We start from the raw sequence: 12,764 nt of genomic DNA, 5'->3' as shown, positions 1-12,764 counted from the left end.
CTGCGAAGATATCCGCTTCGTCTAGTCCTTGCCATCGCGCTGGCGGAGATAGTCATCCGTCGTTCGTGGTGGCGTTCGTTCCGGCACGCCCTTGAAGGGATCGAATTGCTGTTCGCTCATGACGATGACGCGGCAGTCAGCGCACATCCTGAGTGCCGCGATCCGCTTGTCACCCGCCGGATACATCCAATGCCGGCCTTCGAGCTTGGCGGCGATGCGGTCGATCGTGCTCTTGACGCCGAAGGCCGTGCCGCAGCGGACGCAGAGTGCGGGCTCCTCTTCCTTGATAATCACGGCGGAGGCACGGGCCGCGCGGAAATCAATCTGCGGCTTGAGGCTGATGACTTTTTCCGGACAGGTGCTCTGGCACAGGCCGCATTGCACGCAGGCGTCCTCGACGAACTTCAGCACTGGCCGCTCGGGATCGTCGCGCAGCGCGCCGGTCGGGCAGGCCGAGACGCAAGAGAGGCATAGCGTACAGCCGCTGGTATCGACGCTGATTGCGCCGATCGGCGCACCCTGCGGCAGGGCGATTACGTCGACCGGTTTCGGCGCCAGGCGATGCAACTCGCTGAGCCCGAACCGCAAAAGGTCGCGCCGCTTGCCGACGGTCTTGAAGGTCGCGGGCGCAGCGACGGCCGCGAGCGTGCCGATCGCAGCCAAATGCTCGCCGAGCGCGTCGGGATCATCCGTTTCGATGGTGGTGACGCGGTGGCCCTCAAAGCCGAGGCCGCCAAGGATCGCTTCAGCCATGGCGATCGTCTGCGACAGTCCGGTCACATCGTGGCGCGGCTTTGCGCGCAGCAGGAACCGTACCGCCGATACGCCATAGGCAAAGGCGCCGACGACCGCCTCCAGCCCGAGCTGCGTGATCTCGTTGACGGCGAAGGGAAGCACGTTCGCCGGCAAGCCGTCGCCATGACGCGCCAGGGCATCGATCAGAGGCGTGCCGTGCGGGCTGTCATGAAAGAGCAGCACCGCATTCGTGCCACCGGCCTCATGGTAAGTGAGCAGCATGGCACGAATTCTTTGAAGCTGCGTATCGGCGGGCGGCAGTGCATAAGATGCCGCGCCGGTCGGGCAGGCGGCGGCGCATTGGCCGCAGCCCGCGCAGATGTTCGGATCAATTGCGACATGATCGCCGACGGGCGTAATCGCCCCGGTCGGGCAGAGATCGAGGCAGCGATGGCAGCCTGTGCGCTTCGAGCGCGAATGGGCGCAAAGAGCGGGCGTAACGTCGACATATTTCGGCTTGTCGAAGCTGCCGACGAGATCTCGCGCGGTCAGCACGGCGCGGAGCACGGCAGCGGGATCGTTCGGATCTGCGCGCAGATAGCCGTCGCGCAACTCGTGGGCGGGAAACAATGGCATCCCGCCGGAAAGGTCGAGCACGATATCGCAGCGCGAGGTGACCCCGCTTCGCGGTGCGTCCAGCACGAAGCGATCGCGCGAGGAGGGGCGGGGACGCGCATAATCGTCGATCGCAAGTTCGAAAGCGCCGAAATGTCCCTTTGCGGAGCGGATCGTGCCCTGCACGATCGGGAAGACCGTTGCAGCGGACGGCATCATCTCGTCGAGCTGTTTCAGCATCACCGTGACGTCGAGGTGATCGGCAAGCAGGCGGCCGGCTTCGATCGCGGCCTCATCGCGCCCGTAGATCAGGACCACGCCCTCGCTCGACAAGGTGACGAGCGGATAGTCCGGGGCCGGGATGGAGGCGGATGCGAGCAGGGCAGCCATTTTCGCGCCGGCGCGCGCGCCGTCGCCTGACCAGCCGGCCGTTTCGCGGATGTTGACGAAGCTGATCGCATCAGGCCGTTCGCCGGCCTCGTCAGTGAATTGCGCGGCCTGCTGCGTGCAGGCGACCGTCAGTGCGCCTCCAGCGGCCGCTGCGCTGCGGAAGTGATCGAGCTCCGCGCCGCAGAGATGGCGAAAGCTCTTGATCTCGCAGCTGGGACATCCACGCTGAATCGCGGCCGAGTCGAGACGCATCGTGTCTTCGCACGAGCAGATCAGGACGGTCTTGGATGGCTGCTCCAGGTTAACCCCTCCGCCAATCCGGTACCGACAACGGACTCGCGCCGGCCCTGCGCCTCGTATAGAACATTATCCATCGGGAAGAAAAGGAAAGCGGAGGACGGCCTGCCGTCGATCCCAGTCAGCCACGTTTCCCTGGTGGAACCGATCCACCTGCCGCCGCCGTTCACATTGGTGCGGCTGCGCGAGAGTGGCGACGCTTTTGCCCACGCATGCCGCATTGCACCGGAGAGCGGCGCCGGAACGCTCGTCTATGTCGGGCGCTTTGATCTGGCGGAGTTCGCCGTGGTGCTGGAGCCAGCCGAGCCCTTCCGTACGGCGCGGCGCGCGTTCTACGCCGGCATGGTCGCGCTCACCGATGCCTTGCGTGCCTACGCACCGCCGAGCAAGCCCATCACAATCGGCTGGCCGGATGCCGTCAGGATCGACGGAGGGCTGGTCGGCGGCGGGCGCATGGGTTGGCCTCTCGCGGCCACTGAGGAGGAGCCGCCGCCATGGCTGGTGTTCGGCGCGATGATCCGGACGGTTGCCATGACTGACGAGCCGGGTGTCCACCCGCTCGCCGCGGCGCTCGAGCAGGAAGGCTTTGGCGAGGCTGGCGCGGCGCAGATCACGGAGAGCTTTGCCCGGCACCTAATGCTGGCATTCGATGACTGGCAGGCGGGCGGTTTTGATGGCGTCGCGCGCGAATATCTTTCCCGTATGCCCCGCGAACGGCAGACCGTTCAGCGCATCGACGATCGTGGCGATCTCCTCACGCGCCGGATTGGGGCGGGCGAGATCGAACGTGGCGACCTCGCGCAGGCGCTTCTGGCTCCATCCTGGCTCGATCCGGCACTTGGAGGGCCGCGGCTGTGAAGCTCTTGCGTACTATCGCGCTCGATCCCTCCGACACCTTCGTGTTCGATGTGGCGGCCGAGCCGGGTGAATGGGCCGTCTCCGGTGCTTTCCGCTTCTGGGATTGCGACGGTGCGAAGCTCGAGGGCAAGGCGCGTGCGGCGTTTCGCGGCGGGTTCCTCGGCGTGCAATCCTGGGGCTGGTCGACGCTGGCGCAGATCGTTCCGGCGACCGAGGACGATTACCGCAGCCTGGTCGATCTCCTTGCCAGGCAGCTCGTCGATCGTTTCGGTGCGCCGGACATGGCGACAGCAATGACGGCCGCGGAAGAGGAGGTGGTGTTCTCGCAGTCGCTGTGCACCCATCCCGTCAGCTCGCTTATTGCAGTGCACCGGGCTTCAAGCGACGGAGAGATCCGGGAGTCCTTCCGCCGACTGAAGCTCCGCGAAGGGCAGGGGCACAGCAAGGCGTTCTCGTTCATGGAAGTGGACGACGACGTCCAGCCTGACGGCGAGCTCAGGCTTGCGGATCTGGGCCGGGAGCCGACCGTCAGATGAATGATTTCTGGATCGCCTGCGGCCATCATTTGCTCGATCGCGACGAGGGCGGTGGGCTGTGCGTCACCGACGAATTCCTCAAGGCCTATTTTGCGCGTCCCGAACTGATGCCGCCGGCCGATGCATGTCCGATCGAACGCCGGTTGCACCGCGAACTGCTCGCCGATCCGCGTCAGGCGGTCGGCGCCGACGAAATTGCCGCAATTTCCGATGCCGACGCCCGGGAGAACTGGCAGTTCGTGCTGGCCTTTCGCGATCTCCTGTTGCGGCATCCGACGCTCGAAGCCGCCTATCTTGCATCGGTGCGATCAGGCGCGAACGACCTGCCGCCACTGTTCGTCAACCAGCTCGTACATGTCATCCTGCGCAACGCGCTCGACGGCTGCGACGATCCATTCGTGCTGCGCGCGGCCGAGCTGTTCTTCCGGGTCCAACGGATTTTGCCGCATGAGCAGGCCCTGCTGCTTGGCGACGAGGAGATCGTCGGCGGCCGGAGTCCGACCCCGGTGCTCTCCCTGATGTCGATGCTGGGCGGCACCACCGAAGCGGTGCTCGATGTGTTGAGCGACGAGAATGTCGGGGTGTATTGGCAGCGCAGCGACCAATTCGACATGGCCCTTGACCTCACGGCCGGCGGACGCGGACCAGCTGCGCTGGCGGAGGCGATGACGCGCTGGATCTCCCACCTGCTGGGCATCGACGTCACGATCGAGCCGCTGCGTGCGCTGCAGGAGGCAGACCTCACCTGGTATGTCGGGCTCGATGCCGACGCCACTGGGCTCGGCGACCGTCTGTGGCACGGCGACGAACTCGACCAGCGTAGCGCCGACCGAGTGCTCGCGCTGTTCCGGCTGACTTTTGCGGATTCAAGCCGCGCGCATGACGATGTCGGGGACGAACCTATCTATCTGATCCTGTCAATGACGGCGGATCAGAAGCTCCGGATGAAGCCACAAAATCTGCTGACCGGCCTGCCGGTGAAGCGCCTGGAGATGGTGACATGAGCCCGGCGGTATCGCCACTAGCGTCCATCTCCGTCGGCGTCGTCGTCGAGCGGCGCAAGGCCGACTCGCCCTGGATTGACTTCGTCTGGCGCGGAATTGCCGTTCTGCCGGACGAGCCGGCGGCGCAACCCTGGACCGTGCTCCGCGAGCAGGACGGCACGACCCTGTTCTATGCGGGAAGCGCGACCGTGGATCTCTATCCCTCCGAGACGGCGCGCTATCGCGACAATCTCGCCTCCGGCAGTCCGAGCATCTGGACTGTGCTGTCGCCCTCGGAAGGCGCCTGGCCCTATGCCCTTACTGCGGTTACCGCCGACCCCGCTGAGGGCGAGGGCTTTACCGAAGCCGCCGACAATCTCGTCGAGGCCGTGCCGATGCCGGAGGTACTGCGCGAAGCAATTGAAAGGTTCGTGGCCGAGCACCATGTGGAGCGGGAATTCGTCAAGCGCAAGCGGCGCCGCGCTGATCCGGAGGCGCTGGCGCGCCGCGACCATGAAGGCGGACAGGAATGAGTGAGGAGGAGTTCCTTGCACGTTGGTCCCGCCGCAAACGCGAAGCGCGAGCGGAGCCGGCGAAGCCTGCCGCGGCGCAGCCCACGCTGCCGCCCGAGCGCAAGGACGATGATAGCGCGTTCGATCTCTCGAGCCTGCCGTCGATCGATGAGATCAATGCCGCGACCGACATCACCGCCTTCCTGAGCAAGGGCATTCCACAGGAGTTGAGCCGTGCGGCTCTTCGCCGCGCCTGGGCGACCGATCCCGCCATTCGCGACTTCATCGGGCTTGCGGAGAATGCATGGGACTTCAACGACCCGACCGCAATGCCGGGTTTTGGGCCGCTGGATTGTTCGTCGGAACAGCTGGCCGCACTCGTCGATCGCATCGTCGGCGGGGTGCGCGAGGTGGTCCAATCGCTCCCCGAGGCGTCGATTGAAACAGCGGATACTTCGGCGGAATTGCGTCAAGCCGACGCGACGGCCGCATCGGATGGTGTCGAGACATCGGAGGCGAGGGAACAGCCGGCAATCTCTGTTGCGGTGCAACCGACAGTCGCGGACAGATCTGCGGATTTCGCTGAGCCCGTGAGGCGCCGTAATCACGGTGGTGCACTGCCGCGCGAGCAGCACGACTAAAGGCTATAGGCTCAGGCTATGGACGGATGATTGACCATCCGTGGAACCGGGACTAAATTTCATTAGCGCTTTGTAACAAAAGCAATAATCAAGCAGACGGGACTCGGATGGGAGGTCCACGTGCGGGATGACGGGCTTGATCGCGCAATCGATGCTGCAGGCGGCATTGCTCAGCTTGCGCGCAAAATAGGTATCAGCCAACCCTCCGTGTCGAATTGGACCCGCGTGCCAGCACAACGGGTGGTTGCAGTCGAAGCAGCGACCGGCGTTGCACGCAACGATTTGCGGCCCGATCTCTACAGCGAACAAGCCGTATCAGCAGAGCTTGTCGATTCCGTCGATGCTGCGCGCGCGCAGGAATATGCGTTGCTAGCAACGTTGCTGTCCGCGCCGCCGTCGAAACGATTGCTCGAGCAGCTTGCGGCATTGAGTGGCGACGCAACGCCACTCGGCCGCGCGCATGCAGCGCTCGCCGACGTCGCCTCAAGCACGGTCGCAGCGAAAGTCGAGCGCGAATATTTTGATCTGTTCGTGGGGCTCGGTCGCGGCGAATTGCTGCCATATGCCTCGTACTATCTCACCGGCTTCCTCAACGAACGGCCGCTGTCGCGCCTGCGAGGAGACTTGACGACGCTCGGCATCGAGCGGCTGACCAACAATTCCGAACCCGAGGATCACGCCGCGATCATTTGCGAGATCATGTCGGGCCTTGCCGGCGGGCACTTCGGTGCCTCGCCAGAGGCACAGCGCACTTTCTTCGAGAAACACGTATCGCCCTGGATGGGGCGGCTGTTCGCGGACATCGAGAGCGCCGGGAACGCCCATTTCTATCGGGCGGTCGGCGCGCTCGGTCGCACCTTTATCGAGATCGAGATGGAAGCATTCACATTCGCCAACTGACCGGCACGCGCAGGTCCAGGAGAGATGCGATGAGTGAAGACAAGAAGGCCACAGTGGGACGCCGCGACTTCCTGCGCAAGGTTAGCATCGGCACGGTCGGTGTCGGTGCGACACTCGCGACACCGTTGGTCGGGTCGGCGCAGGCCGACAGTGAGACCAACGATGAGAAGCGCAAGGCGCGCTACAAGGAATCCGACCACGTCAAGGCGTTTTATCGCGTCAATCGTTATCCGGCCAAGGGAGGCTGACCGTGCTGATCAAGCGAACACACCAGCATTCCCCGCGCCACGGCTCCGTTGTCGAGTCCCTTGCGGGGCAGGCCGGCGGTCTCGACCGCCGCAGCTTCTTGCGCAAATCCGGTCTTGCCGGCGGTGCACTTGCCGCGCTCGGCAGCTTGCCGGTCGGCAGCGTGCGCAAAGCGGAAGCAGCAATGGCTGGTCCGCTCACCGCAGGCGCGACCATCCGCAAGAACATCTGCACGCATTGCGCCGTTGGCTGCACGGTGACGGCCGAAGTCTTGAACGGCGTTTGGATCGGCCAGGAGCCGAGCTGGGATTCGCCGATCAATCGCGGCTCGCATTGTGCCAAGGGCGCCTCGGTGCGCGAACTCGTACACAGCGAGCGGCGGCTGCGCTATCCGATGAAGCTGGTAAATGGGCAGTGGACCCGCGTCTCCTGGGATTCCGCGATCAACGAGATCGGAGACAAACTTCAAGCTGTACGTGAGAAGTCAGGCCCCGATTCCGTCTATTGGCTCGGCTCGGCCAAGATGACCAACGAAGGCGCCTACCTGTTCCGCAAGCTCGGTGCGTTCTGGGGGACCAATAACACCGATCATCAGGCTCGCATCTGCCATTCGACCACCGTGACCGGCGTCGCCAATACCTGGGGCTACGGCGCGATGACCAACAGCTACAATGATATCCGCAATGCGAAGACACAGGTCATCTTGGGCGGCAATCCGGCCGAAGCGCACCCGGTCTCGCTGCAACATCTGCTCGAGGGCAAGGAGCTGCAAAAGGCCAACTTTATCGTCATCGATCCGCGCCTGACGCGTACGGCGGCCCACGCGACCGAATATGTGCGGATGCGCCCGGGCACCGACATTCCGGTGCTCTACGGCATGATGTGGCACATTCTCCAGAATGGCTGGGAGGACAAGGAGTTCATCCGGCAGCGCGTTTACGGTTTCGACGACATCAAGAAGGAGGTTGAGAAGTGGCCTCCGGAAGAAGTCGAGCGAGTCACCGGCATTCCCGGCGAGCAGCTCAAGCGCGTCGCCAAGATGTTCGCCACCGAGAAGCCGGCAACCCTCATCTGGGCCATGGGCCAGACCCAGAAAACCGTCGGCACCGCCAACGTGCGCGCAAGTTGCATTGCGCTCCTGATGACTGGCAATGTCGGGAAGGCCGGCGCAGGCGCCAACATCTTCCGTGGCCATGACAACGTGCAGGGCGCGACCGATGTCGGGCTCGATATCGTCACGCTGCCGTTCTACTACGGCCTCGCCGAAGGCGCCTGGAAGCATTGGTCGCGGGTTTGGGAGGTCGACTATGACTTCCTGAAGTCCCGCTTCGACTCCAAGCAGATCATGGAAACCCCCGGCATTCCGCTGACCCGCTGGTTCGAGGCAGTGACATTGCCCAAGGATCAGGTCGCGCAGAAAGACAACGTGAAGGCGGTGTTCGTGCAGGGACACGCCTCCAACAGCATCACCCGCATTCCTGAGTCCCTCAAGGGTCTGAAGGCCCTCGAGCTGCTCGTCATTGCCGACCCGCATCCGACGACCTGGGCTTCGCTCTCCGTGGAGGCGGGCCGCAAGGATGGCGTCTACATTCTGCCGGTCGCCACGCAATTCGAATGCAAGGGGTCGCGCGTCGCCTCCAACCGCTCGCTGCAATGGGGCGAGCAGATCGTGAAGCCGATCTTTGAATCGAAGGATGATCTCGAGGTCATCTATCTGATGGCGAAGAAGCTCGGCTTCGCCGACCAGATGTTCAAGAAAATCAAGGTCGAAAACAATCTTCCTGAAGCTGAGGATGTGCTGCGCGAGATGAACCGCGGCAGCTGGTCGACTGGCTATTGCGGGCAATCGCCCGAGCGCCTCAAGGCGCACATGAAGAACCAGGCCAAGTTCGACATGCTGAGCATGCGGGCACCGAAGGACGATCCCGAGGTCGGCGGCGACTATTATGGTCTGCCGTGGCCGTGCTGGGGATCACCTGAGGTCAAGCATCCCGGCACGCCGCTGCTCTACAACACCAATCTGAACGTGATGGACGGCGGCGGTACGTTCCGGCCGCGGTTCGGCATCGAGCGTGAGGAGAAGCTGCCGGACGGCACGACGCGGAAGGTGAGCCTGCTCGCGGATGGCTCGTACTCGTTGGGTTCGGGAATTCAGGACGGCTATCCGGAGTTCACGCTGGCAAGCCTGAAGAAGCTCGGCTGGGACACCGAGCTCACCGAAGCGGAAATGGCCGTGATCAACAAGATCAATCCCGCCAATCCGGACACGGTGTCGTGGGCGCTCGACCTGTCGGGAGGCATCCAGCGCGTAGCGCTGGCGCATGGCTGCGTTCCCTACGGCAACGGCAAGGCGCGCATGAATGCCTTCGGCTTGCCCGATCCTATCCCTGTTCACCGCGAGCCGATCTACACGCCGCGCGTCGACCTCGTCGCCAAATATCCGACGCTGCCTGACGCCAAGCAGTTCAGGATGCCGAATATCGGGTTCTCCGTGCAGAAGGCAGCGGTAGAGAAGGGAATCGCAAAACAGTTCCCGCTCATCCTGTCGTCCGGCCGTCTGGTCGAATATGAGGGCGGCGGCGAGGAGACCCGCACCAACCCGTGGCTTGCCGAATTGCAGCAAGACATGTTCATCGAGATCAATCCTGCCGATGCCGCCGAGCGCGGTGTCAAGGACGGTGGCTGGGTGTGGGTCACGGGTGCAGAGAATAATTCGAGGGCGAAGATGAAAGCGCTCGTCACCGAGCGCGTTGGCAAGGGCGTCGCCTGGATGCCATTCCACTTCGGCGGCTGGTTCGCGGGCAAGGATCTTCGCGGCAATTACCCGAAGGGCACCGACCCGATCGTGCTCGGCGAAAGCGCCAACACGATCACTACGTACGGATACGACCCCGCGACGGGCATGCAGGAGCCCAAAGTCACTCTCTGCCAAATCGCGGCGGCTTAGGAGTAACGACGATGGCACGTATGAAATTTCTCTGCGACGCCGATCGCTGCATCGAGTGCAACGCTTGCGTCACCGCCTGCAAGAACGAGCACGAGGTGCCCTGGGGCATCAACCGGCGTCGCGTTGTGACCATCAATGACGGCAAGCCGGGCGAACGCTCGGTCACGATGGCCTGCATGCATTGCACCGATGCGCCGTGCGCTGCGGTGTGCCCGGTGAACTGCTTCTACACCACCGCTGACGGCGTGGTGCTGCACTCCAAGGATCTCTGCATCGGCTGCGGCTATTGCTTCTACGCCTGTCCGTTCGGCGCGCCGCAATATCCGAAGGTCGGCAATTTCGGCTCCCGCGGCAAGATGGACAAGTGCACCTATTGCGCCGGCGGTCCGGAGGCGGACGGCAGCAAGGAGGAATACGAGAAATACGGCGCGAACCGGCTGGCCGAGGGCAAGCTGCCGCTGTGTGCCGAAATGTGCTCGACAAAATCGCTGCTCGCAGGCGACGGCGAGATCATCGCGCAGATCTACAAGGAGCGTGTGATGAAGCGCGGCTACGGTTCGGGTGCCTGGGGGTGGAAGACGGCCTATCGCGAGACGATCGAATCCTGACGAAGGTCGCGCGAACATTGAGGAGGAGCTCATGGTGTCGTTTGCAAAACTCGTTCGGGCGGCTGTCGGGGCCGGTGCTTTACTCCTCCTCATCGTGGCAGCTCCAGCACCGGTAGGCGCCCAGCAGGTCAATCCGACCGCAAGCTCGGTCAAGGAGCAGCAGCTCTTGCAGGAGCTGAACCGGATCCAGGGCCGCGTCAGCATCCCTGATCAGAGGTCCGGCGTTCTCGAGCAGCCTCAGGGGCGGGAATGGCGCGAGTTCCACAATGTCACGCTGCGCTGGATCGGCGGCATCGCGATCGTCGGTATGCTGGCGGTGATCGTGATCTTCTATCTCACCCGCGGCATGGTGCGCCTCGAAAGCGGACGGTCCGGCCGCACCATCGTGCGCTTCAACATCTATGAGCGTTTCGTGCATTGGATGACTGCCACCTGCTTCATCATTCTGGCGATCTCCGGACTAAACATCACCTTTGGGCGACCGCTGCTATTGCCGCTGATCGGCTTCGAGGCTTTCTCCGAATGGTCGCAATGGGCAAAGTACGCCCACAACTATCTGAGCTTCCCGTTCACCATTGGGGTCGTTCTAATCTTTCTGATGTGGATCGGCGGCAATATTCCGAACAAGGTGGACGTCGCGTGGATGAAGCGAGGCGGCGGCATCGTCGGGCATGATCATCCGCCGGCCTACCGCTTCAACGCCGGCCAGAAGGCGATCTACTGGATCGTCGTGATCGGCGGCGGTCTCGTCGCTGCGAGCGGCTATGTCCTCATGTTCCCGTTCTATACGACGGGGATCGAAGGCATGCAGCTGGCCCAGATCGTCCACTCCATCGTGGCTGTGCTGTTCGTCGCGGCGATGATCGCCCACATCTATATCGGCACCATTGGGATGGAAGGTGCGTTCGAGGCCATGGGTTCGGGCGACGTCGACGTCAATTGGGCCCGCGAGCACCACCGTCTCTGGCTCGACGAGCAGACGGCGCGAACGGGTCCGAACGACGGACAGCCTCAACACGCGACCGCGGCGGCCGAGTAAGGCGGACAGCCTGAAAGCGGAGCGTTCTACTGAGCCGGCTCTCTCGCAAACAGGACAGAGCGGTCCTGCATCTCCAGCTCAGGCAGCTTGCTGGCCTGACCGGTCTGCAGTTCCGTGATGGATGGCATGTTGCTCTGACCGATATGCAGCACGTGCGATCTGAGCACGCTGCTGGCGGCACCGGCGAGAAGCAAGGCTGCGATGAGCGAGGGCATGAGACGTTTCATGCGCATCTCCGTCTGCCATTCCACCCGACACGAGGGATACACCTCAACCGTCTTGCACGGTGTGAGCCACTTCACAGCCAGCGGTTCCACAGTCGTCGGCTTGGCCCGCGCAGCGAGGCCCGCGCGGGTAGGAGCGGCTGATACCGCGCGAAGCTTCGCGAGCAAGTTACGGAATTGTTCCGTTTCAGCCGGTCAGCGATTTGCGGTCAGTTGCTGACGGTATCGCTCGGCATCCCAATTCAGCAGGGCGCACTCGTTCTCCCGCGTCAGATAGCGAACCTGCGCGGTCAGAGGTAGGCGGCCGGTCACCAGGGCGAGACAGCTCAGCATCGCCTCGGCGCCGTCGCTCGCGTCCTTGCGAACGATGCAACCGAGACCTGGAACGAGCAGCGCGACCGGCTGCGGCAGCCCGTCCGGCCGCACCAGCGATTCCTGGGCGCGAAGATCCTGGGCTTGGTCCAGAACGGGTAGGGCCGGACCGAGGAAGACCACATGGTCCGGATAGAGCGAACCGTTGGTCGCAATGGCGCGGCTGTAAGAGTCGATTGCGATGCTATGGGATCGCGGATCCTTTGGCAGTCGATACCCTGTGCCGCCACAGATTGAACGAAGCGCGTCTTCATCTGCGCCAATTGCGGAGCGCGGCGCAAGCGCGAGGCGGCTCTCGACCTCGTCGACCAGCGCCTCTGCGCCGGCACAGGTCTTGGCGCCGACCACCAGGCCATGATTGCCGAGGACCAGTACATCTACTCTGTCCTGCGTCAGGGCATGGTCTACGGCCTTGGCCAGTGGCAGTCCCGGATGATGATAATCGAGCCAGCGCCAGGCCAGTCCATCCAGTCGCTCGGCGAACTCGGCGCGCGCATCGGTCCGCACCGCCCAGGCGATGGTGTTGACCGAATGGACGTGCAGCACGACCGGATGCGGCATGAGCGCATGGAGGGAGGTCTCGATCGAGGCGCGCAAGGCCGTGCCGGCGCCAGGCGCGAGGGGCACCCGTTCGTCGCCTTGCGACAGCGCCGCGCGTGCCGCACCGAGCGACACCGGCACGAAGATGTCCTTGTGCTCGGCATCCGCAAGCCAGGTGCCGGAGGCCTTCACCCACAGCAGGTCGTCATGCTTGATCGACGAGTTGCCGCCGGCGCCCTGGACCAGGAGGATGTTGCGGCCGACGCGCGCCGACATGCGGCGAAGCTCGTGGAGCAGGGCAGGTTGCTGTTGCATCGCGCG

The 12,764-nt window shown here is 63.7% G+C and carries 13 protein-coding genes; 10 read left to right on the top strand and 3 right to left on the bottom strand.

What is annotated here, in order from left to right:
* Positions 1–21: 21 nt before the first annotated feature.
* Positions 22–1,992: a 4Fe-4S binding protein gene (locus AAE027_RS20080; RefSeq protein ID WP_370988538.1), complete on the bottom strand. Its 1,971-nt coding sequence runs from the start codon at positions 1,990–1,992 to the stop codon at positions 22–24.
* 183 nt (positions 1,993–2,175) lie between these two features.
* On the opposite strand from AAE027_RS20080, the gene AAE027_RS20075 reads away from it, so the two are divergent.
* The 10 genes from AAE027_RS20075 (at position 2,176) to AAE027_RS20030 (ending at position 11,307) form a co-directional block, all read left to right on the top strand.
* Entirely contained in the window at positions 2,176–2,895 is a 720-nt protein-coding gene (locus AAE027_RS20075; protein WP_370988537.1) for a biotin/lipoate--protein ligase family protein, read from the top strand.
* Positions 2,892–3,431 carry a DUF6505 family protein gene (locus tag AAE027_RS20070; protein WP_370988536.1) on the top strand — a complete coding sequence of 180 codons (540 nt, stop codon included), beginning with the start codon at positions 2,892–2,894 and terminating at the stop codon, positions 3,429–3,431. Before AAE027_RS20075 ends, AAE027_RS20070 begins: the two co-directional genes overlap by 4 nt.
* Positions 3,428–4,435, top strand: a complete 1,008-nt coding sequence (locus AAE027_RS20065) for a DUF6352 family protein (RefSeq protein WP_370988535.1) — start codon at positions 3,428–3,430, stop codon at positions 4,433–4,435. Before AAE027_RS20070 ends, AAE027_RS20065 begins: the two co-directional genes overlap by 4 nt.
* Positions 4,432–4,947, top strand: a complete 516-nt coding sequence (locus AAE027_RS20060) for a DUF3305 domain-containing protein (protein ID WP_370988534.1) — start codon at positions 4,432–4,434, stop codon at positions 4,945–4,947. Before AAE027_RS20065 ends, AAE027_RS20060 begins: the two co-directional genes overlap by 4 nt.
* The gene (locus AAE027_RS20055; protein ID WP_370988533.1) at positions 4,944–5,567 is read left to right on the top strand and encodes a DUF3306 domain-containing protein; all 624 of its coding nucleotides are present in this window, start codon (positions 4,944–4,946) and stop codon (positions 5,565–5,567) included. Before AAE027_RS20060 ends, AAE027_RS20055 begins: the two co-directional genes overlap by 4 nt.
* A gap of 120 nt (positions 5,568–5,687) precedes the next feature.
* On the top strand, positions 5,688–6,467 hold the full coding sequence (locus AAE027_RS20050) for a molecular chaperone TorD family protein (RefSeq protein ID WP_370988532.1): 780 nt from the start codon (positions 5,688–5,690) through the stop codon (positions 6,465–6,467).
* Positions 6,468–6,496: 29 nt separating this feature from the next.
* A complete protein-coding gene (locus AAE027_RS20045) occupies positions 6,497–6,715 on the top strand; it encodes a twin-arginine translocation signal domain-containing protein (protein WP_091887502.1) in 219 nt (72 codons plus the stop codon).
* A 2-nt stretch (positions 6,716–6,717) separates the two neighbouring features.
* Positions 6,718–9,660, top strand: coding sequence for a formate dehydrogenase subunit alpha (locus tag AAE027_RS20040; protein WP_370988531.1), 2,943 nt, complete (start codon positions 6,718–6,720; stop codon positions 9,658–9,660).
* 11 nt (positions 9,661–9,671) lie between these two features.
* Positions 9,672–10,268, top strand: coding sequence for a formate dehydrogenase FDH3 subunit beta (fdh3B, locus tag AAE027_RS20035; protein ID WP_091887497.1), 597 nt, complete (start codon positions 9,672–9,674; stop codon positions 10,266–10,268).
* A gap of 31 nt (positions 10,269–10,299) precedes the next feature.
* Entirely contained in the window at positions 10,300–11,307 is a 1,008-nt protein-coding gene (locus AAE027_RS20030) for a formate dehydrogenase subunit gamma (protein ID WP_370988530.1), read from the top strand.
* Between the two features lie 26 nt (positions 11,308–11,333).
* Here the strand turns inward: AAE027_RS20030 and AAE027_RS20025 are convergent, their stop codons facing one another.
* Together AAE027_RS20025 and AAE027_RS20020 are read right to left on the bottom strand one after the other, a co-directional pair.
* Positions 11,334–11,534 carry a hypothetical protein gene (locus AAE027_RS20025; protein ID WP_370988528.1) on the bottom strand — a complete coding sequence of 67 codons (201 nt, stop codon included), beginning with the start codon at positions 11,532–11,534 and terminating at the stop codon, positions 11,334–11,336.
* Between the two features lie 192 nt (positions 11,535–11,726).
* Complete coding sequence (locus tag AAE027_RS20020; RefSeq protein ID WP_370988526.1) at positions 11,727–12,758, bottom strand: class II aldolase/adducin family protein; 1,032 nt, start codon at positions 12,756–12,758, stop codon at positions 11,727–11,729.
* Positions 12,759–12,764: the final 6 nt, after the last annotated feature.

It is taken from the genome of Bradyrhizobium sp. DN3, assembly GCF_041357655.1.
Lineage (GTDB): Bacteria > Pseudomonadota > Alphaproteobacteria > Rhizobiales > Xanthobacteraceae > Bradyrhizobium.
This window is presented reverse-complemented; position numbering and strand designations above follow the sequence as displayed.